Annotated in this window: 22 protein-coding genes; all 22 read right to left on the bottom strand. The window is 55.8% G+C overall.

Annotated elements, in window-relative coordinates:
* Positions 1-80: 80 nt before the first annotated feature.
* The 22 genes from ACB040_RS06580 to fliL all read right to left on the bottom strand — a co-directional run bounded on the left by ACB040_RS06580 (position 81) and on the right by fliL (position 19,582).
* The gene (locus tag ACB040_RS06580) at positions 81-458 is read right to left on the bottom strand and encodes a DUF2802 domain-containing protein (protein WP_005353661.1); all 378 of its coding nucleotides are present in this window, start codon (positions 456-458) and stop codon (positions 81-83) included.
* 28 nt (positions 459-486) lie between these two features.
* Positions 487-975, bottom strand: coding sequence for a chemotaxis protein CheW (locus tag ACB040_RS06575; protein WP_005298836.1), 489 nt, complete (start codon positions 973-975; stop codon positions 487-489).
* Between the two features lie 69 nt (positions 976-1,044).
* Entirely contained in the window at positions 1,045-1,917 is an 873-nt protein-coding gene (locus tag ACB040_RS06570) for a chemotaxis protein CheW (RefSeq protein ID WP_338772169.1), read from the bottom strand.
* On the bottom strand, positions 1,914-2,708 hold the full coding sequence (locus tag ACB040_RS06565) for a ParA family protein (RefSeq protein ID WP_043820930.1): 795 nt from the start codon (positions 2,706-2,708) through the stop codon (positions 1,914-1,916). The genes ACB040_RS06570 and ACB040_RS06565 overlap by 4 nt, the downstream gene beginning before the upstream one ends.
* A gap of 4 nt (positions 2,709-2,712) precedes the next feature.
* The gene (locus ACB040_RS06560; protein ID WP_338772172.1) at positions 2,713-3,633 is read right to left on the bottom strand and encodes a flagellar motor protein MotB; all 921 of its coding nucleotides are present in this window, start codon (positions 3,631-3,633) and stop codon (positions 2,713-2,715) included.
* A gap of 2 nt (positions 3,634-3,635) precedes the next feature.
* Positions 3,636-4,373, bottom strand: a complete 738-nt coding sequence (locus ACB040_RS06555; protein ID WP_005343988.1) for a flagellar motor protein — start codon at positions 4,371-4,373, stop codon at positions 3,636-3,638.
* Positions 4,374-4,375: 2 nt separating this feature from the next.
* On the bottom strand, positions 4,376-5,491 hold the full coding sequence (locus ACB040_RS06550) for a chemotaxis response regulator protein-glutamate methylesterase (protein WP_338772173.1): 1,116 nt from the start codon (positions 5,489-5,491) through the stop codon (positions 4,376-4,378).
* A gap of 32 nt (positions 5,492-5,523) precedes the next feature.
* The gene (locus ACB040_RS06545) at positions 5,524-7,698 is read right to left on the bottom strand and encodes a chemotaxis protein CheA (protein WP_338772174.1); all 2,175 of its coding nucleotides are present in this window, start codon (positions 7,696-7,698) and stop codon (positions 5,524-5,526) included.
* A gap of 11 nt (positions 7,699-7,709) precedes the next feature.
* The gene (locus tag ACB040_RS06540) at positions 7,710-8,450 is read right to left on the bottom strand and encodes a protein phosphatase CheZ (protein ID WP_005353668.1); all 741 of its coding nucleotides are present in this window, start codon (positions 8,448-8,450) and stop codon (positions 7,710-7,712) included.
* Positions 8,451-8,462: 12 nt separating this feature from the next.
* Positions 8,463-8,846: a chemotaxis response regulator CheY gene (gene cheY, locus ACB040_RS06535; protein WP_013723552.1), complete on the bottom strand. Its 384-nt coding sequence runs from the start codon at positions 8,844-8,846 to the stop codon at positions 8,463-8,465.
* A 111-nt stretch (positions 8,847-8,957) separates the two neighbouring features.
* Positions 8,958-9,677, bottom strand: coding sequence for an RNA polymerase sigma factor FliA (locus tag ACB040_RS06530; RefSeq protein WP_019444723.1), 720 nt, complete (start codon positions 9,675-9,677; stop codon positions 8,958-8,960).
* Entirely contained in the window at positions 9,670-10,512 is an 843-nt protein-coding gene (locus ACB040_RS06525) for a MinD/ParA family protein (protein WP_370510289.1), read from the bottom strand. The genes ACB040_RS06530 and ACB040_RS06525 overlap by 8 nt, the downstream gene beginning before the upstream one ends.
* Positions 10,513-10,546: 34 nt before the next feature.
* Entirely contained in the window at positions 10,547-11,971 is a 1,425-nt protein-coding gene (gene flhF / locus ACB040_RS06520; RefSeq protein WP_371153676.1) for a flagellar biosynthesis protein FlhF, read from the bottom strand.
* 16 nt (positions 11,972-11,987) lie between these two features.
* Positions 11,988-14,090: a flagellar biosynthesis protein FlhA gene (gene flhA, locus ACB040_RS06515; protein ID WP_005353675.1), complete on the bottom strand. Its 2,103-nt coding sequence runs from the start codon at positions 14,088-14,090 to the stop codon at positions 11,988-11,990.
* 107 nt (positions 14,091-14,197) lie between these two features.
* On the bottom strand, positions 14,198-15,328 hold the full coding sequence (gene flhB, locus ACB040_RS06510) for a flagellar biosynthesis protein FlhB (protein WP_110302522.1): 1,131 nt from the start codon (positions 15,326-15,328) through the stop codon (positions 14,198-14,200).
* Positions 15,321-16,118, bottom strand: coding sequence for a flagellar biosynthetic protein FliR (gene fliR / locus ACB040_RS06505; protein WP_224969678.1), 798 nt, complete (start codon positions 16,116-16,118; stop codon positions 15,321-15,323). Before fliR ends, flhB begins: the two co-directional genes overlap by 8 nt.
* Entirely contained in the window at positions 16,115-16,384 is a 270-nt protein-coding gene (gene fliQ, locus ACB040_RS06500) for a flagellar biosynthesis protein FliQ (RefSeq protein WP_110302523.1), read from the bottom strand. The genes fliR and fliQ overlap by 4 nt, the downstream gene beginning before the upstream one ends.
* Positions 16,385-16,409: 25 nt before the next feature.
* On the bottom strand, positions 16,410-17,183 hold the full coding sequence (gene fliP / locus ACB040_RS06495; RefSeq protein ID WP_064340920.1) for a flagellar type III secretion system pore protein FliP: 774 nt from the start codon (positions 17,181-17,183) through the stop codon (positions 16,410-16,412).
* Positions 17,170-17,550, bottom strand: coding sequence for a flagellar biosynthetic protein FliO (gene fliO / locus ACB040_RS06490; RefSeq protein ID WP_005362049.1), 381 nt, complete (start codon positions 17,548-17,550; stop codon positions 17,170-17,172). The genes fliP and fliO overlap by 14 nt, the downstream gene beginning before the upstream one ends.
* The gene (fliN, locus tag ACB040_RS06485) at positions 17,547-17,939 is read right to left on the bottom strand and encodes a flagellar motor switch protein FliN (protein WP_005298791.1); all 393 of its coding nucleotides are present in this window, start codon (positions 17,937-17,939) and stop codon (positions 17,547-17,549) included. The genes fliO and fliN overlap by 4 nt, the downstream gene beginning before the upstream one ends.
* Before the next feature lie 49 nt (positions 17,940-17,988).
* On the bottom strand, positions 17,989-19,059 hold the full coding sequence (gene fliM, locus ACB040_RS06480; protein ID WP_005334736.1) for a flagellar motor switch protein FliM: 1,071 nt from the start codon (positions 19,057-19,059) through the stop codon (positions 17,989-17,991).
* A 7-nt stretch (positions 19,060-19,066) separates the two neighbouring features.
* The gene (gene fliL / locus ACB040_RS06475; protein ID WP_042054463.1) at positions 19,067-19,582 is read right to left on the bottom strand and encodes a flagellar basal body-associated protein FliL; all 516 of its coding nucleotides are present in this window, start codon (positions 19,580-19,582) and stop codon (positions 19,067-19,069) included.
* Positions 19,583-19,618 lie beyond the last annotated feature (36 nt).

The following is a 19,618-nucleotide window of genomic DNA, read 5'->3' as shown; positions in this document are numbered from 1 at the left end:
GAAACCGCCTGCTCAACGCAGCTGGGAGACAAGCGGCTGCACGCCATAAAATTCAGGAAGGCAATTGCCTTCCTGAATCATCAAGAGCGACCTTTTCGCAACGATATCAAGAGCTCAGCCTCTGCCTTTGGCAACTCGCACTCACTCATAACTTCATCAAGATCGGCGCCCAGTTCGACCATCTTTGCCGCTCGGCTGTAGAGCCTGCGCTCGGGATCCTGCATGGTCAGTTCTTGCTGGCGCTCATTGACCTGCTGCATCGCCCCTTCCACCGACTGCAGACGCTGCCCCATGCCAATGGCACCGGTATGGAGCTCCATCATCTGCTTGCGCAAGCTTTCCAACTGACCTTGCAGCGTTGCCACACTGGCCTCGGACTCCTGCTTGCTGCGCTTGCTCTTGAACCAGATATAAGAGGCAAACGCCAAGGCAATCAGGGACACCCCCAAGGCAACCATCTCGATTATCAAAACATCACCTTACTTATCAGAGGGAACCAATATCTTCCCACTCTTCATCGGAGAGCAGCTTGTTCAAGTCAACCAGGATCAGCAGTTGCCCATCGCGGTTGCTCACCCCCTGAATAAACTTGGCGCTCTCTTCAGTACCGACCGCTGGTGCCGCATCGATCTCGGAAGAGCGCAGATAAACCACTTCTGCCACGCTGTCGACCATGATGCCGATCACCTGTTTCTCGGCCTCGATGATCACGATCCGGGAGTTTTCACTCACATCACCGGAAGGCAGACCGAAACGGGAACGGGTATCGATGACAGTCACCACATTGCCACGCAGGTTGATGATCCCCAGTACGTACTCAGGCGCACCCGGCACCGGTGCAATTTCGGTGTAGCGCAACACCTCCTGAACCTGCATCACATTGATGCCGTAGGTTTCGTTTTCCAGTTGGAAGGTTACCCATTGCAGCACTTCATCTTCGGCCAGATTCTGTGCAATATTGCGCTTTTCTGTCATGTTTTTATTCCTTTTATGAAAACGTCTACTGCTAAAACTAGCAATAAAACAGCTCGATTGCAGAAGTTATCAGCGACCTTCTATGTTAACCCCACGCTCCAGCAACAGGAGCAGTTCGCGAACGTGTAACAGGGCACACATTTTTTCTTTGACCATGCCCGCCAACCAGGGGCGCTTGCCCTCCTGATGGCGCCATTTAACTTGGTCACGGTGTAACAATTCAGTCCCTTTGAGATGGTGGCAGGCTAATCCCCACGGCGATTCACCAAGCATAATCAAATACTTGTAATCATCCATCTCGAGATGCTGACCCGGCATGACCCACTGGGCAGTATCGACCACATTCATCTTCTGCTCGCGAGATGTCATGATCCCCTTGTACCAGCCAGGCTGGCCAAACAGAGAGGTGATCTCGCCCAGCTGATGAATACCACCCAGCTCGGTCAACGGCACCGCAAACGTCACGCCCGCGACTTCAAAGAAAAGGGCCTGAAACTCTTTGCCGGTATCGATATTTTCCCAAGTAACCGGTTCACTGGCCTCTACCGGAGCAACCTCCAGCGCTGTCTCGGTCAGGATAGTAGCATGGGGCTCCGCAACCTCGGGGAGCAGCACCTCCGCAGGCCACTCAGGCTCCACCGGCAGCAGTGATTCCTCTGCCACAATCTCCAGCTGTGCAGTGAGAGTCGCTTCCTGGGGGAAGGCGTCATTCTCAAACTGGACTTGTCCCACCTGAGCCAATAGCTCACCGAGCTGGGCAAGCCGTGGATCGCTTTCAAGGTAAGGTGCGGCGACTACCTCTGGGACGCTTTGGGGCTGACGTTGCAACTGTAAAACAGGGGCAGATTGAACCTCTTCCACCTCATCCAGCACCAGTGGCTCATCGAGCAGCAGGGAGTGGAAATAGTCATCCATCGCCCGAACTTGAATGGTATCTCTCATACCGTCACCTCATGAACCCGTTGCCGCTCAAGGGCATCAAGATGGTTGAGCAGCGTTTCATATGCATAGGTTCCACGACTCCCGGGAGAATAGATAGACGGGGGGATATGCAGCAAGCTGGCATCACGAAACTTGGTATCAATAGGGATCACCGCATTCCACACTGAATCTCCATATTGATCCTTGATCGACTTCAAGGTCATCAGAGAGGCACGAGTGCGCTTGTCGAACATGGTCGGGATCACGGTATAACGGAACTTGTCACGCTTGGAACGCTGCATGATCTCGAATGTTTTCATCATCCGCTCCAACCCCTTGAGGGCCAGAAATTCGGTCTGGACAGGCACCAGAATGCGATCGCAGGCAGCTAACGCGTTGACCATCATCACCCCCAGCACTGGTGGGCAATCGATCAACACGTAATCATATTGATCCTGAATGCGCAGCAGTGCCCGCTTCAGTACCAGTCCCATCCCCTCACGATTGCCCATCACCCGATCAAGGGTCGCCAAGGTAATAGATGCTGGCAGCAAGTTGATATTTTCGAATTTGGTCTTGAGCGTCAGTTTATTGACAAGCTCGGCTGTCGGTTTGACAGCTTGAAACAACTCATAGAGGGTTCCATCCAGGCGATCTGAATCAAAATCAAGATATGCAGTCAGCGAAGCATGGGGGTCGGTATCAATCAACAGCACCCGCTGGCCACGCTGGGCCAGGATCCCCGCAAGCGAGACCACTGTGGTGGTTTTACCCACACCACCTTTCTGGTTGGCAACCGTCCAAACAATCACTGTATCAATCCTGCCTTGTTGTTATGCGTATGCCACCACCGGGCAAGGCGATCACCTTTATCTCTCCTGCATCCACCGCCTGTTGTACAGCAGGAACCGGTTCGGCAACTACCGTAGGCGTTGCAACCACAGGTGCTGGCGGCACCCAGGCAAACTTGGAGATAGCGACCACAACCTTGCGATTCTGCAGTCTGCCCTGCTCGCTGCCGTTGTCAGCAAAGGGGGAAAACTCGCCATATGCCTCGAACGCCAGACGCTGAGGGGCGATCCCATCGGTAATCAAGCCATTGAGTACCGCCTCGGCCCGAGCAGCAGAAAGCGCCCAGTTAGAACGATAAATTTCATTATTTATCTGTTGGTTATCGGTATAACCCCGAACCCTTACATAGTTATCGACCGGTTTGAGAATACTTGAAAGAGTATTAATGACCGGTGCAGCGTTTGGTCCCAAAAAGGCACTGCCGCTGCCAAACAACAAGCCGGAACTGAGTTCAACCGTCAGCCAGTTCTCATCTTGCGTCAGTTTGACGATACCGGCATCCACCAGCGAGCCCATGCTCTGTTGCAACTGCATATCGAGTTTTGCAAGTGTCGCGCCATCTTGCAGCACTGGCACACCAGAAATAGGAGCAAGTGAAGGAGAGGGGGATGCAGGGCTTTCCAGCAACGATGGAGAGGCAGATACCGGGTTATCCAGCAGGGAATTACCCTGCCCTTCAAGCAAGCCATTGCCGCCAGACTGCATGACACTGAACGCCTGGCTCATACCATCAATCACCGCGCGATACTTGTCCTTGTTCACCAGCGCAACAGAGTAGAGCACCACGAACAAGGCAAAGATCAGCGTCATATAATCGGCATAGGAGACCAGCCAGCGGTCAAGATGCTCGCGACCCTGCAAGTGCAACCGATAGCGCTTGCGCATGGCTACTCTCCTTTCAAATAGGCCCTGAGCCGGCGTTCAACCTGCAAGCCGTTTTCACCATGAGCGATAGCCAGCAGCCCTTCCAGGGTCATCTCCTGAAAGAGTGCATAGTGGTAGTGAAATGCGCGTAGCCGATTGGCGATAGGCAGGTAGATGAGGTTGGCAAACCCCACTCCATAGATGGTCGCCACAAATGCCACTGCGATACCCGCCCCCAGCGCTGACGGGTCTTCAAGATGAAACATGGCCTGGATCAGGCCCAGCACGGCACCGATGATCCCGATGGTCGGACTGTACCCCCCCATGGCTTCAAATACCCTGGCGGCATGTTCATTACGCTCCTGCTCGATATCGATGTCCGCTTCCAGCAGCATACGGATATCCTCTGTGGAGACCCCATCGACAATCATGCCGAGCCCTTGACGGGTAAAGTTGTCCTCCTCCTGCTCGGCCTGATTTTCAAGGGCCAGCAGCCCTTGCTGGCGCGCAAAGACGGCCCATGACTGCAATCGTTCGGCCTGCGTCGCAAGATCTTGGCGGGGAGGGGTAAAAATCCATAACAGCTGGCGCAACGCCAGCAGGATGTACTTGGCTGGAGTCTGCAACGTGACTGCACCAACGGTACCACCCAGCACGATCAAAAAAGCAGGGCCGTCCACCAGCGTCAACAGGGAGCCGCCATGCCACAGTTGGGCAATGGCAATAGCCCCCAATGCCAGGAGCAGACCGAGCAAGCCCATGATTAGCGCCCCAACTCAACCAGAATACGCTGGGCCACCTTGTCCAGAGGGAGTGATTCGCTGGCAATCCCCGCTTTAGCTACTGCTTGGGGCATACCATATACCACGCAGGAAGCCTCATCCTGAGCCCAGATGGTTGACCCCTGCTCTTTCAGCAGTCTGGCGCCATCACGGCCATCTGCGCCCATACCGGTCAGCACAATCGCCAATACCTTGTCGGCATAGGTCTTGGCCGCAGAGGCAAAGGTAATGTCCACACAAGGCTTGTAATTGACCTTGTCGTTGCCATCCACGATGCGAATGCGGGCCCCTGCACCACGACCTTCCAGCAGCATCTGTTTGCCACCGGGAGCAAGGTAGGCATGCCCTGGTTTAAGCACATCGCCATCTTCCGCTTCCTTGACGCCAATCTGGCATAACCCGTTGAGACGGGCAGCAAACGCGGCAGTAAAAGTGGCTGGCATATGCTGGATAAGCAGGATGGGATGGGGAAAATCCCCCGGCAACTTGGTCAGCACATTTTGCAAAGCAACAGGTCCGCCGGTAGAAGTACCGATCGCCACCAACTGATAACTCTTGCCACTGCGCTTGAATGAAGCACTTGGTACAGTGCGTTGCAGGTCAGGCTGACGATCAGGAATTCTGGGCACTGTGCTGCCCAGAGGAGCACGAGCAACCGGTTCAGGTGTTTTGGGACGAGCAGCGGATGTCATCAGGAAGCGCTTGCGGGAGATCTCCTTCACTCGTTGTTGCAACAGTCTGACCGCTTCATCTTTGTCTCTGGCAATGTCCTCAAACTTCTTGGGCAAGAAGTCGAGTGCACCGGCGTCCAGCGCATCCAGCGTAGCCTTGGCCCCTTCATGGGTCAGGGAGGAGAACATCAGAATGGGGGTTGGGCACTTGGCCATGATCTCCCGCACCGCACTGATGCCATCCATCACGGGCATCTCGATGTCCATGGTGATCACATCAGGGCGCAGCGACATCGCCTTGTCCACCGCCTCACGTCCATTCTGGGCCGTATCAATCACCGTCAGCATGGGATCCTGATTGATGATCTCGCTCACCCGACGGCGAAAGAAGCTCGAATCGTCGACAACTAATACCTTGACTGCCATTGTTGTTTTTCTAACTCCTTGGGCCTGAGCTATTAATGTCTACGCGCATATGCTTTGAGCAGACTCGGCACATCCAAAATAAGGGCAATTCCGCCATCACTGGTAATGGTCGCCCCGGCCATGCCAGGGGTGCCTTGCAGCAGATTATCGAGTGGCTTGATCACCACCTCTTCCTGACCTATCAGGCTATCTACCACAAACCCGATTTGCTGAGTGCCAATCTGCACGATCACCACATGTCCGGTATCCTGACGTGAACGCTTGTTGGCGCCACGAATCAACCATTTGTGCAGATAGAAGAGCGGTATCGCCTTCTCGCGCACAATGATGGTGAGCTGGCCATCAACCATGTTGGCTTTTTTCAGGTCCAGATGGAAAATCTCGTTCACACAACCAAGGGGAAGCGCGAAGGTCTGCTCCCCCACTTCAACCATCAGAGTCGGCAGAATGGCCAGCGTCAACGGAACCTTGATTTCGAGACGGGTACCTTTCCCCCAAGTGGAATCTATGTGCACTGACCCATTGAGGCTGACAATGCTGGTTTTAACCACGTCCATTCCGACACCACGGCCAGATATATCGGAGATCTCGGCCTTGGTTGAAAAACCCGGGGCAAAGATCAGGTTATAGGCATCGTTGTCGCTCATGCGAGCGGCAGTCTCTGCATCCAGAACACCGCGACTGATTGCGATGGACTTGAGTTTCTCCGGATCCATCCCAGCCCCATCATCCTCGATGCAAAGCAGGATATGATCGCCTTGCTGGGAGGCGCTAAGGGTGATCGTCCCTTGCCGCGGTTTGCCCGCTTTCTCACGAACATCCGGCATTTCGACCCCGTGATCGCATGAGTTGCGAACGAGGTGAACCAGAGGATCGGCGAGCGCCTCCACCAGGTTTTTATCCAGATCTGTCTCTTCGCCCACCATCACCAGCTCAATCTCTTTCTTGAGGGTTCTGGCCAGATCACGTACCACGCGCGGGAAACGACCAAATACCTTCTTGATTGGCTGCATGCGGGTTTTCATCACCGCCCCTTGCAGGTCAGCCGTTACCACATCCAGATTGGCAACCGCCTTTGACATCTCTTCATCATTACTGGCAATACCCAGGCTCACCAGCCGGTTACGAACCAGTACCAACTCACCTACCATGTTCATGATGACATCGAGGGTCTTGGTATCCACCCGCACCGTCGTATCGCTTTGCACGGCACTGTTTTCTGCTGGCGCAGGCGCAGCCTTGGCGGCAGGCGCTGGAGCCTTGGCTGCTTCAGCGGGTTTTGCGGGGGCTGCCGGTGCTGGTTTGGCAACAGGAGTGGCCGGTTTGGGCGGAGTCACCGCAGCAGGTGCGGCCGGTGCGGCCGGTGCCATAGTACTCTGAGGCCCTTGACCACGACCATGCAATTCATCGAGCAGACGCTCAAACTCATCATCATCGATAAGCTCGTCCACCTCTTTTTGCACCGACTTCAGAGGATTTACCTCTGGCGCCCCCATGTGCTGTCCCTGACCATGGAGCTGATCCAGCAAGGCCTCAAACTCATCATCGGTGATATCGCCAGAGCCAGCCGCTATTGGGGCTGCTGCAGCCGTCTTGGTCGGAGCCCCCCCCACGCCGTGGAGCTCGTCCAGCAGACGTTCAAATTCGTCTGCAGAAATTTCATCGATCGAGCCGCCGCCATTGACAGGAGCAGGCTCGCTGCTGATGGCTGCGGGTTCAACAACTTCTGGAGCAACTTCTTCAACAACTACCGGTGCTGCAGGTTCAGATTCTACAGCCGCAGCCACACTGGTAGCAGTGCGCAGTTGCTCTTCCCCTTCTGGCTTGCACAATTCATGGAGGTCATGAAGCAAATCATCTGACGCAGGGCTGGGTGCTTCGCGATTTTGAACCTGGGCGAACATGACATTGATGGCATCCAGCGCTTGCAGGATTACATCCATCAGCTCCGCAGTAACAGTTCGCTTGCCATTACGCAAGATATCGAACACGTTTTCCGCACCGTGGCATACATCAACCAGTTCACCGAGCGACAGAAAACCAGCCCCCCCTTTCACGGTATGGAAACCGCGAAAGATAGCATTCAACAGGTTCTTGTCATCGGGCCGCTTTTCCAAGTCGACCAGTTGTTCAGACAACTGTTCCAATATTTCGGATGCTTCGACCAGAAAGTCTTGCAGTATGTCTTCATCAACTTCGAAGGCCATGCGTCACTCCATTAGAATCCCAAGCTAGACAGCAGATCGTCCACATCATCCTGACCATTGACCACATCGGCACGAGCCTCGGGGTTCATGATAGGGCCCTCTGCTTCAATCCCATTGACAGGAATACTACGAGTTGAATGCTCAGCAGAAGCCTCACCAAACATGGTCAGCATTTCTATTAATTTTGTTTCAACTTCCTGAACAAGCTTGATGACCTTGCGGATCATCTGACCTGTCAAATCCTGAAAATCTTGTGCCATCAGGATTTCTGTCAGCAGTTGCCGTAATTTATCGGCATCAGACTCTGAAGCCTTAATAAAATCATCAAGTTGGTGACATAAGGATTTGAACTGCCCCACGCTCATGTCACGAGACATCAGGGCATTCCAGTTCGGCATTACCAGCTGGATATTGTCATTCAGGCGATCCGCTATCGGCAAACTGGCTTCCACCGCATCCATTGTGCGATTGGCCGCTTTGTCAGTCATATCGATAACGTAGCTCAAACGTTCCCGAGCATCTGGAATGTCATGAGTAGCCAAATCAGGAATACGGGGATCGAGGCGAAATTCTTGAAGTGAATCATGCAGTTGTCGGGTCAGCTGACCTACTTTTTCAAACAGATCGGCTGCGTTGGGGGCACACACTTCGGCAAGCAGTTCATCGGCCAGCTCAAATTCGCCTTGCTCCAGATGAGCAACAAGCATCCTTGCCTGGTCGAGCGAAATCATTGCTCTCGTTTTGGCCATCATCCCTGCAGCTCCTTAGCCAATTCGTTCGAAAATTTTGTCGAGTTTTTCTTTGAGCGTTGCTGCGGTGAAGGGCTTGACGATGTAACCGTTGACGCCAGCTTGGGCGGCTTCAATGATCTGCTCACGTTTGGCTTCAGCAGTTACCATCAGTACCGGCAGATGCTTGAGCTTCTCATCGACACGGATGGCTTTAAGCAGGTCAATACCTTGCATGCCAGGCATGTTCCAGTCGGTAACTACAAACTGAAAATCACCATTTTTCAGCATCGGCAGCGCTGTATTGCCGTCATCCGCCTCATGGGTATTGTTGAATCCCAAGTCGCGCAGCAAGTTCTTGATAATCCGGCGCATCGTTGAAAAATCGTCAACAATGAGGATTTTCATGTTCTTGTCCAAAATTCCCTCCTAAATAGCCACCAGAGTGGCTCACTTACATGATGCTAAAAACGGGTTGTGTCGTGCGGATTATGCCTTAGAGTTTCATCTCAGTGTAGCCAGTACAAACACTTATAGATGCCAATCTCTCAAACGAGCACGCAATCTGTGCATTGCCTGACTGTGGATCTGGCTCACACGCGACTCGCTGACATTCAAAACCTCGCCAATTTCACGCAAATTCAGCTCTTCATCGTAGTAAAGAGAGAGAACCAAAGCTTCTCTCTCTGGTAGACGACCAATTTGCTCGGATAATTGAATCTGAAATCGCTCGGCAGCCAATTCATCGAATCCGGAGCCTGAAGGGGCATCATCGGGGTTGCCGATCACATCCTCGCTGACCCCCAGATCTTCGATGCCGATAATTTTGCCGCAGGAGACGTCTTGCAGCATCGCATGGTAATCAGCGATGGAAACCCCCATCTCGGCAGCAACCTCGGTATCTCGCGCGTCACGCCCGTGGGTCTGCTCGACATTCTCGATCGCTTCTGCAATAGCCCTGCTGTTGCGATGCACTGAACGGGGCACCCAGTCACCACGCCGGATCTCATCCAGCATGGCGCCACGGATGCGGATCCCGGCATACGTCTCGAAGCTTGCTCCCTTGCTACCGTCAAAGTTGCGGGAGGCTTCAAGCAGCCCAATCATACCTGCCTGGATCAGGTCATCCAGCAAGACACTGCTGGGCAGGCGAGCCAACAAATGCTGGGCAATTCGCTTGACCAGGGGAGCATGACGCTCCACCAGCACGTAGGAATCCTGATGACGCAAGTACGCTTGGGCTTTATTCACGGGAACCTTCCTGTGTTGTGGCCGGTTTCTGCAACAAATTTTCCAGGAAAAACTCCAGATGGCCGCCTGGCTGGTTGGGAACCGGCCAGCTCGCAGCCTTGTTGGCAAGGGCCCGGAACGCCAGTGCGGCCGGCGACTTGGGAAACGCCTCGACAATCAGCTTCTGCTTGCGCACGGCGGCACGCAGATTGGTGTCATAAGGTACACAGGCGACCAGCTCCAGCGAGGTATCGAGGAAACGATCCGTGACCCGGGTCAGTTTGGCAAAGAGCTCCTGCCCTTCACGCAGACTGCGCACCATATTGGCCACCACCTTGAAACGAAACACGCCGTGATCCTTGGAGAGGATCTTGATGAGGGCGTAGGCATCGGTGATGGAGGTCGGCTCATCACAGACCACCACCATGATGTCTTGAGCGGCACGGGTGAAGCTCAGCACCATGTCGGAGATCCCCGCAGCCGTATCCACCAACAGGATGTCGACCTGGGTCTTCATCTCGCTGAAGGCACGGATAAGCTCGGCATGCTGTACCGGAGAAAGCTCGACCATGGACTGGGTGCCCGAGGTCGCAGGCACGATCATCATGCCGTAAGGGCCTTCGACGATGATATCGTCGATGGTGCATTCACCCGCCAGGACATGAGAGAGGTTGCGATGAACCCGCAGCCCCAACATGACGTCGACGTTGGCCAGACCTAGGTCGGCATCCAGCACCATCACCCGCTTGCCTTGGGCGGCCATGGCTCCGGCCACGTTCAGGGTCACGTTGGTCTTGCCCACGCCACCTTTACCACCGGAAACGGCGATTACTTTTACTCGATTGTTTTGACGCATTTTGCGCAGACCACTCGCCTGATCCATATACATGTTACTCATAAAACTCCGAATCTTCGGCCTCGCCAAAGCCTGCGCCCCAGAAATAGGGCTCCTCTGTTTCTCGCTCCAGCGAGCCCATGGCAGCCCCGACGAGCTGCGCCGCATTGGCAACCTGAATATCTTCCGGAACCCTTTGTCCGTCAGTGATATAGCTGATGGGCAATGAATTCTGGATACACACGTTAATCACTTCGCCCAGATTCAGACTTTCATCCAATTTGGTAAGTATGCAGCCGCTTAATGGAATACGCCGGAAATGGTCAACCGCCTCCTGCATCACCCGACGCTGGGAAGTTGCCGACATCACCAGATAACTGCGGATCCGCACCTTGGCATTCTTGACCAAGGTATCGAGCTGCTCGGTCAGCCGGATATCCCGTTGGCCAACCCCGGCCGTATCGATAAGTACCAGCCGACGGTGGCGGAACTGATAAAGGGCATTGGCCAGCTCTTCTGCATCACGCACCTGCCGCACCGGACACCCCATGATGCGACCATAGGTCTGCAGTTGTTCATGGGCACCAATCCGGTAGTTGTCGGTGGTGATCAGCGCCACCTGCTCGGCGCCATACTTCATGGCAAAACGGGCAGCCAGCTTGGCGATGGTGGTGGTTTTGCCCACCCCGGTCGGACCAAGCAGCGCAACCGCGCCGCCCTGACGCATGATCTCGTCCTCGCTGATCTTGAGCTGGGCCGTCAGCACCTCGGCCAACTGGGCCATCGCCTGATGGATGGACATATCTTCGGGGATCAGTCCCGCCAGTTGATCGGCAAACGCATCGTCAAAGCCGAGCTTCTTGAGCTCCTTGATCAGCAGGGCCCGCATCGGTTCGCGGCGCTCCACCTCTTGCCACATCAGCCCGGAGATCTGGTGCTCCAGCAATTTGCGGATGCTGGCCATCTCCTTACGCATCCCCTCCATCTCCTGATCCCGCTGGGCAGGTTGAGGGGGGCGCTGGCCTGAGGCAACCCGGGCCTTGGGCTTGGCAGGTTCCGGGGCTGCGCCCCACTGTCCCTGCTCGGCCAATGTTCTGGGCGCAGCATTGGCAGCGGCCAGCCCGGCCGATTGGGTATTGCCCATTGGCACCCCATTGCCCGGCTTGAGCTTCTGCTGGCGCGCCAGCAAGGCGGCCAGGGTATCGGCATAATGTTCGTTCTGCTCCTTCACCGGCGTCGGCTCGGGGCGGATCATCTGCCGTGCAGCAGACGAAATATTGACGCTCTCATCGTTCAGCTGACGGCGAACCGGCGCATCTTTGGGCCCCGGAACCTGGGATTGATAATCGACTGCGGCGACTATCTCTACCCCTCCGGTGACCTTCTTGTTGGACATGATGACGGCGTCAGGCCCGAGAGTCTCCTTGACCTCGGCCAGAGCCGTTCGCATATCCTTGGCAAAAAACCGCTTAATCTTCACCCGTCGTCTCCGCTAACTAGTTCTGCCCTACCGCACTGACGATGCGGATCTGCTTGTCGTCGGGCACTTCCTGATAAGACAGAACGCGCAATCCAGGAATGGCATTCTTGACAAATTTCGCCAGGGTATTGCGCAAGATCCCCGATGTCAGAAGCACGGCCGGTTGGCCTTCCAATTCTTGTCGTTGAGTGGCTTCCACCAGCGAACGCTGCATCCGCTCAGCCAGACCCGGTTCAATACCGGCACCATCACCACCACCTGCCTGCAAGGATTGATGCAATATACGTTCCAATTCCGGCGCCAAGGTAATCACCGGCAACTCGGGATCCGGGCCTGCAATCTCCTGCACAATCAGGCGACGCAGGGCAATCCGGCAAGCGGCCGTTAGCACTTCCGGATCCGGACTGCGCGGCGCGTATTCAACCAGGGTCTGCAGGATAGTGCGCATATCGCGGATTGGCACGCCTTCATTGAGCAAATTCTGCAATACCTTCACAAGGTTACCCATGCTGATCACTTCCGGCACCAGCCCTTCGACCAGCTTGCTCTGATGTTTGCCAATCATGTCGAGCAGCTGTTGTACCTCGTCATGACCCAGCAACAGAGCCGCATGGTTGGTCAGGATCTGGCTCAGATGGGTAGCCACCACGGTCGCGGTATCCACTACCGTATACCCCAGCGTCTGTGCCTGAGAGACCATCTCCTTGGCAACCCAGACCGCTTCCAGCCCGAAGGCGGGATCCCGGGTCGCTATCCCCTGGATCTGGCCGAACACCTGCCCCGGATTGATGGCCATCTCCTTATCATGGTAGACATTGGCCTCGCCGGTACTGACCCCCATCAAGGTGATGCGGTATTGGTTTGGCGCCAGATCCAGGTTGTCGCGAATGTGGACGGCCGGGACCAGAAAGCCCAGCTCTTGCGAGAGTTTCTTGCGCACCCCTTTGATCCGGTTGAGCAGTTCGCCACCCTGATTGCGATCTACCAGCGGGATCAGCTGATAACCCACTTCCAGCCCGATGATGTCCACCGGCATCACATCGTCCCAGCTCAGCTCTTTCTGCTCATGAGGCTGCTCAGCTGTAGCAGGCAGCAGCTCGCCCTTGGCTGCTTTGGCAGCCGCCAGTTTCTCGCGGCGCAGCAACCACCAGGCGCCGGCGGCGGCGAGAGCCCCCAGACTCAGGAAGGCGAAATGCGGCATCCCCGGCACCAGCCCCATCATCAGCAGAATCCCGGCCGAGATGATCAGCGCCTTGGGATTGTCAAACAGCTGGCCTAGTACTGCGGTACCCATGTCCTGATCGGTATTCTGACGGGTCACTATGATGGCGGCAGCGATGGAGAGCAGCAGGGAGGGGATCTGCGCCACCAGACCGTCACCGATGGCCAACAGGGTATAGATCTCGGCAGATTCGCTGAAGGTCAGCTGGTGCTGCATCATCCCGATGATGAAGCCGCCGATGATGTTGATAAAGAGGATCATGATGCCCGCAATGGCATCCCCTTTGACGAACTTGGAGGCACCATCCATGGAGCCGTAGAAGTCAGCTTCCTGGGTTACATCCTGACGACGCTTCTTCGCCTCTTCCTGATTGATGAGACCGGCGTTCAAATCGGCATCGATGGCCATCTGTTTGCCCGGCATCGCATCAAGTGTAAAACGGGCACTCACTTCCGCGATCCGCCCGGCACCCTTGGTGATCACCACAAAGTTGATGATCATCAGGATGGTAAAAACGATGATGCCGACCGCATAGTTGCCGCCGATCACCACGTTACCGAATGCCTCGATCACATGGCCGGCCGCCGCACTGCCATTATGACCTTCCAGTAACACCACCCGGGTCGAGGCAACGTTCAACGCCAACCGCAGCAAGGTAGCGAGCAGCAGTACGGTCGGGAAGGCCGCAAATTCGAGGGGGCGGCGGGTATAGACGGATACCAGCAGCACCACGATGGAGAGGGCAATGTTAAAGGAGAAGAGCACGTCCAGCATCAGCGGCGGGATGGGTAACACCACCATACCGAGCGCGGCCAATACCAGCAGAGGGGTGCCAAGGCCTTTGCCCAATACACCCCGGTACTCTTTGAACTGGCCCAATACTGCCTTGAATTCCATCGCGCTTCTCAATTTCAACCTGCTGGTGCCAAATTAAAGCAAACATCAAGCCAATAATACAAGACATTGAAATGCAATGGATTTATTTTGACTACGTCAGAACTTTGTCATTTTCGATATTCGGTCGGAATGGGCAGATCTTTAGCCAGCGGCTGGGGACGGCGCCCCTGACCACGGCGGAATTTCTTGAGCTGGAAGACATAGGCGAGCACCTGGGCAACCGCCGCAAACAGCCCTTCCGGGATCTCGTGGCCCAGCTCGGTTGAGTGGTAAATAGCCCGGGTCAAGGCTGGTGACGGCATGATGGGGATCTCGTACTCTCTGGCGATCTCCCTGATCTTCATTGCAATTTCATCTGTGCCCTTGGCCACGACCTTGGGCGCGGCACCGGGTTTGCCCGCATCATACTTGAGCGCTACCGAGTAGTGGGTCGGGTTGGTGATCACCACATCAGCCTTGGGTACATCCCCCATCATTCGACGCATCGCCATCTGCATCTGCAACTGGCGGATCTTGCCCTTTACCTCGGGCTTGCCTTCGCTGTCCTTGAACTCGTCCTTGACCTCCTGCTTGGTCATCTTGAGCTGACGCATGTGGTTCCACTGCTGGAACGGCACGTCGATGGCAACGATGGGAAGCAGGGCGCAGCAGAGGATGATCAACATCCAGAGAAACAACTCCAGCGCATCGATAATACCGCCGGGGAAACCCTCCATGGAGAGATTGAGCAGGTGATTGAACTGGCTGGATAACATCCACCAGGCAAACAGGGTGATGAACACCACCTTGGCGATGGATTTGACCAGCTCAATCAGTGACTGCACCCCGAACATTCGCTTGATGCCGCTGAGTGGACTCAGCTTGCTCATCTTGGGCATCATGGCTTCAGTGGAGAAGTTCATCCCCCCCATCAGGGTGTTGCCGATAAAAGCGGCAATCGCCACCAGTGCAAACAAGAGTCCCAGCGGAAGCACCAGTTCCCCCAGCAGCGCCGGCACCATAGCGATCATGGCATTGGGATCGAAGGCCTGCTCCCGATCCAGGGTAAAGCCCATGGTGACAACCTTGACCATGGCGGTCGCCAGCGAGCCCTTGAGCATCAACAGGCCAAAGACCGCCGAGAGCAGAACGCTGGCGGTCCCCAACTCTTTTGAACGTGCAATCTGCCCCTTTTCACGGGCCTGTTGCAGTCGTTTGCCCGTGGGTTGTTCGGTACGTTCCTGGTCGGTATCAGCCATGAGCGCCCCCGAAGCACTGGGTGTTGATCAGCTCGCAGCTGACCTCCTGCACCCGCTCCCACATCATGTCGAAGTGACCGAGGAACCCGCCGATAGTGAGCCAGAGGATGAGCAGACCCGACATCATGCTGACCGCAAAACCGATACTGAAAATGTTGAGTTGCGGCGCCGCCCGGGTCATGACACCAAAGGCGAAGTTGATTAAGAGCAAGGCGACGATGGCTGAGAGCGACATCACCAAAGCAGCCTGATACATCACACCCAGAAACGCACTCAGGGTTTTCATGGATGAAACCGAGAGGCCGTGCTCGGAGACAGGCAGTGTCTCGAAACTAAGAATGACCAGCCGCAGCATCACCAGATGACCATCCAGCGCCAGAAACACAAGGGTCGCCAGCATCAGATAAAACTGACCCACCACGGGGGCCGACTGGCCATTCATCGGATCCACCAGGGTGGCAAAGCCGAGGCTGGTTTGCATGGCGATGACCTGACCGGCCATCACGAAGCTCTCCATCAGAAACTGGGTCATCAGGCCGAGGGCAATACCGATGAGCAGCTGCTGGCCCAATACCAGAAAGCTGCCGACCGAGAAGAGTTCAATGGGGGGCATTTTCGGAAGCAGCGGGGCAATCAGAAAGGTGATGGCCAAAGCCAGCCCCATCCGTACCCGCGCAGGAGCAAGGCGGCTGCCGAACACCGCCATCACCATCAGCAGGCTGCTCACCCGCGCCAGCGGCCAGAGGATGGAAGACAACCACTCCATGATCAGAGCGGTTGTGTAGGTCATCCCACCACCTCGGGGATTTGATTGACCATCAGTACAAAGAAGTCCATCAGACTCTGCATTCCCCAATGAGCACCAATTCCCAAGGCTAGCAGGGTCACGATAAGACGGGGCAGAAAGCTCAGAGTCTGTTCGTTGATGGAGGTGGCCGCCTGAAAAATGGCTACCACCAGCCCGATAGCGAGGCTGGGCAGGATCACGGCGCTGACCATGATATTGACCAGCCAGAGCGCCTCGCGAAAGACGTCGACAAAGGTTTCAGGACTCATGTTCGGGCTCCTTGCGCTCGACCGGCTAACCGGCACCCAGTCCGAAACTGTTGGCCAGCGACCCCAGAATGAGATTCCAGCCATCCACCATCACAAACAGCATCAACTTGAAGGGCAGCGAGACGATCATCGGCGAGAGCATCATCATCCCCATCGCCATCAGAATACTGGCCACCACCAGATCGATGACCAGAAATGGCAAGAACAGCATAAAACCAATCTGGAAGGCGGTTTTCAGCTCGCTGGTGACAAACGCCGGGATCAGCACCCGTAGCGGCACATCGGCCGGTTTCTCCACCTGCACGTTGGCGATCTCCATAAAGGTGTTGAGATCCTTGATCCGGGTCTGGGCCAACATGAACTGGTGGATGGGCAACTCGGCCCGCTCCAGCGCCTCTTTTGCCTGAATGGTTTCGGCCAGATAGGGCTGCAACGCCTCATCATTGATGCGATCCAGCACCGGCGACATGATGAAGAACGACATAAACAGGGCGATGCCGATCAACACCTGGTTGGAGGGACTCTGTTGCAGACCGATCGCCTGGCGCAAGATACCCAACACCACAATGATGCGGGTAAACGAGGTCATCATGATCACCATGGCCGGCAAGAAGGAGAGCGCGGTCATCAGCGCCAGCACTTGCAGGGTCAGGCTGTACTCCTGAGAGCCATCCCCCATGGTCTTGACGGTCACCGCCGACATGGCGTCCTGTGCCAGCGTAGGCCATGAGCAAAACAGTGGTATCAGCAGGCTGACCAGCAGCCCCGTTTTCAGCCATAAGCCGTTAGCTTTTTTCATGCTTGCCCATCAATTTGCCAAGCTGCTGAGAAAACGCCTGCGGCTGGTTTTCGTCCAGCGGCTCCTCCAGCCGGTAGAGAAAATTGACCTGCTGCGGTGTTACGCCGACCAGTAGTTGCTGTTCGCCCACCTTGACCACCAGCAGCTTCTCTTTGTAACCCACCGGCAACGAGGCGATGACCCGCATCTGGCCGCCCCCCATGGCGGTCGCCAGCTTGCTCTTCTTGAGCAGAAAGCCCAGCACCAGAATGAGACCAATCACCATCAGACTGGAGAGCAACCAGGAGCTCAGACTAGGCACGTTGGCAGATGCCGCTGTCTCGGCAAAGGCCGGAACAGGCAGCAATAACAACAGGAGGCGCATCATTTGAGCTTCTTGATCCGTTCAATCTGGCTGATGACGTCAGTCAGGCGGATACCGAACTTGTCGTTCACCACAACCACCTCGCCGTGAGCGATCAGGGTACCGTTGACCAATACGTCCAGCGGCTCGCCTGCAACACGATCCAGCTCCACCACCGAGCCCTGGTTCAGCTGCAACAGGTTGCGGATGCTGATCTGGCTGCGGCCCACCTCCATGGCGATAGTGACCGGAATATCGAGAATGGTGTCGAGCTTGCGACGCTCCTCGGCACTGATGGGGGCATCATCTTTCAACTCTTCCAGCGGGGCTGGCTTGGCTTCCGCCGTCACCTGCTCCTCCAGAGCCGCAGCCCAGGCATCAGCCATCAGATCCTCTTCCTCAGTTCCGCTCATCTTGTTTCCTTATGCTACTTCGTGACCGTTTACCGTAATAAACCGTCAATTATCGCTGTTGATCTTCGATACTGCGTTCGAGCTCTTCCAGCTCGGCCTCGCCATCAATTCGTACCCCGCCCCGGGTCACCAGATGCATCTCCGTCTTGACCCCTTCCGGACGTTTGAGCTTGTCGGTGATCTTGAGCGCCACATTATCCTTGGTGCGGCCCATCTTGGCGTGGAAAGTGGGCAAGTCCTCGACAAAAACCAGCAGATTTTCCGGCATATCGACCGGAATGATATCGCCAGGTCGCAGCTCCATCAGCTCACGCAAAGTGAGTTCGGTCTCCAGCAGCTTGGCGCGCAGCTCCACCTTGACGTCCATGATCTCGTCACGCAGCGCCTTGCTCCAACGTACGTCGGTATCCCCCTTGTCACTCTGCACACCGGCATCCAGCAGCTCACGGATCGGCTCCAGCATGGAGTAGGGCATCGCCACGTGGAAGTCGCCGCCGCCACCATCGAGCTCGATGTGGAACGAGCTGACCACGATCACCTCGGTCGGGCTGACGATGTTGGCCATCGCCGGGTTCACTTCGGAGTCGAGATACTCGAACCCCACGTCCATCACCGGCGCCCAGGCATCCTTGTAATCCTCAAACACCAGTTTGAGCAGCATCTGGATAATGCGCCGTTCGGTCGGGGTAAATTCGCGCCCTTCAATCTTGGCGTGATAACGGCCATCGCCACCGAAGAAGTTCTCTACCAGGATGAAGACCAGTCGAGCCTCCATGGTGATGAGTGCCGTCCCCTTGAGCGGGCGGAAGCGCACCATGTTGAGACTGGTCGGCACAAACAGGGTATGAACATACTCGCCAAACTTGAGCATCTGCACGCCGTTGATGGAGACCTCAGCGGTACGACGCATCATGTTGAACAGGCTGATCCGCATATGGCGGGCGAAACGTTCATTCACCAGCTCCAGCGTCGGCATGCGACCACGGACGATGCGGTCTTGGGAGGAGAAGTCAAACTGGGCTACGCCGGGGTCTCCAGCGCCGCCTATCTCTTCCTCTTCGACATCATCGACACCGTGCAAGAGGGCATCAATTTCGTCCTGACTTAACAGATCGCTCACGCTTCACCTACTGCATTACAAAGCCGGTAAACAGCACTTGTTCGATAACGGGGGAAGAGACCAGGTCCTTGAGCACCCGACGGCACTCTTCCAGTGAATCCTTGCGCAGCTTCTCCTTGCCTTCAAAGGTCATCAGCTGTTCGGCACTGGCTGCACTGAATACCCGCAACAAGGTGCCTTCAATCAGGGGGATATTCTGTTTGGCCAGCGTCTCGTCGGCGGTACCGCGCACCATCAGCTGGATCTTGATCTGCACCAGTCGATCTCGCTGGGCACCTGCGACGTTGAAGACAAAGGGGCGTGGCATACCGACATAGAGGGAAGGTTTAGGCGCTTCCTCCTTGGGTGCGGCCTCGGCACCTTCCGCCGCTTCAGCGGGCGGTTTATCGGAGCCGGAGAGCATCAGGAAGGCGCCAACACCACCACCGCCCAGCAAAATTACCGCCAGGGCAATGATAATGATCAGCTTCTTTTTCTTGCCCGCAGCCGGGTCTTTTAGCGTCAACTCGTTATCGTCAGCCATCCCTTGTCCACCCTAGTCTCAAACTTGTTCGATATC

The organism is Aeromonas sp. S11(2024) (assembly GCF_041402345.1).
GTDB lineage: Bacteria > Pseudomonadota > Gammaproteobacteria > Enterobacterales > Aeromonadaceae > Aeromonas > Aeromonas veronii.
The sequence above is the reverse complement of the archived record's forward strand: the minus strand, read 5'-3'. Positions and strand labels throughout refer to the sequence as shown.

Coding starts and splice junctions, on each gene's coding strand:
- ACB040_RS06580 (WP_005353661.1), bottom strand. CDS start 458: ATGGTTGCCTTGGGGGTGTCCCTGATTGCCTTGGCGTTTGCCTCTTAT.
- ACB040_RS06575 (WP_005298836.1), bottom strand. CDS start 975: ATGACAGAAAAGCGCAATATTGCACAGAATCTGGCCGAAGATGAAGTG.
- ACB040_RS06570 (WP_338772169.1), bottom strand. CDS start 1,917: ATGAGAGATACCATTCAAGTTCGGGCGATGGATGACTATTTCCACTCC.
- ACB040_RS06560 (WP_338772172.1), bottom strand. CDS start 3,633: ATGCGCAAGCGCTATCGGTTGCACTTGCAGGGTCGCGAGCATCTTGAC.
- ACB040_RS06555 (WP_005343988.1), bottom strand. CDS start 4,373: ATGGGCTTGCTCGGTCTGCTCCTGGCATTGGGGGCTATTGCCATTGCC.
- ACB040_RS06550 (WP_338772173.1), bottom strand. CDS start 5,491: ATGGCAGTCAAGGTATTAGTTGTCGACGATTCGAGCTTCTTTCGCCGT.
- ACB040_RS06545 (WP_338772174.1), bottom strand. CDS start 7,698: ATGGCCTTCGAAGTTGATGAAGACATACTGCAAGACTTTCTGGTCGAA.
- ACB040_RS06540 (WP_005353668.1), bottom strand. CDS start 8,450: ATGATGGCCAAAACGAGAGCAATGATTTCGCTCGACCAGGCAAGGATG.
- ACB040_RS06525 (WP_370510289.1), bottom strand. CDS start 10,512: ATGCGTCAAAACAATCGAGTAAAAGTAATCGCCGTTTCCGGTGGTAAA.
- flhA (WP_005353675.1), bottom strand. CDS start 14,090: ATGGAATTCAAGGCAGTATTGGGCCAGTTCAAAGAGTACCGGGGTGTA.
- flhB (WP_110302522.1), bottom strand. CDS start 15,328: ATGGCTGATACCGACCAGGAACGTACCGAACAACCCACGGGCAAACGA.
- fliR (WP_224969678.1), bottom strand. CDS start 16,118: ATGACCTACACAACCGCTCTGATCATGGAGTGGTTGTCTTCCATCCTC.
- fliQ (WP_110302523.1), bottom strand. CDS start 16,384: ATGAGTCCTGAAACCTTTGTCGACGTCTTTCGCGAGGCGCTCTGGCTG.
- fliP (WP_064340920.1), bottom strand. CDS start 17,183: ATGAAAAAAGCTAACGGCTTATGGCTGAAAACGGGGCTGCTGGTCAGC.
- fliO (WP_005362049.1), bottom strand. CDS start 17,550: ATGATGCGCCTCCTGTTGTTATTGCTGCCTGTTCCGGCCTTTGCCGAG.
- fliN (WP_005298791.1), bottom strand. CDS start 17,939: ATGAGCGGAACTGAGGAAGAGGATCTGATGGCTGATGCCTGGGCTGCG.
- fliL (WP_042054463.1), bottom strand. CDS start 19,582: ATGGCTGACGATAACGAGTTGACGCTAAAAGACCCGGCTGCGGGCAAG.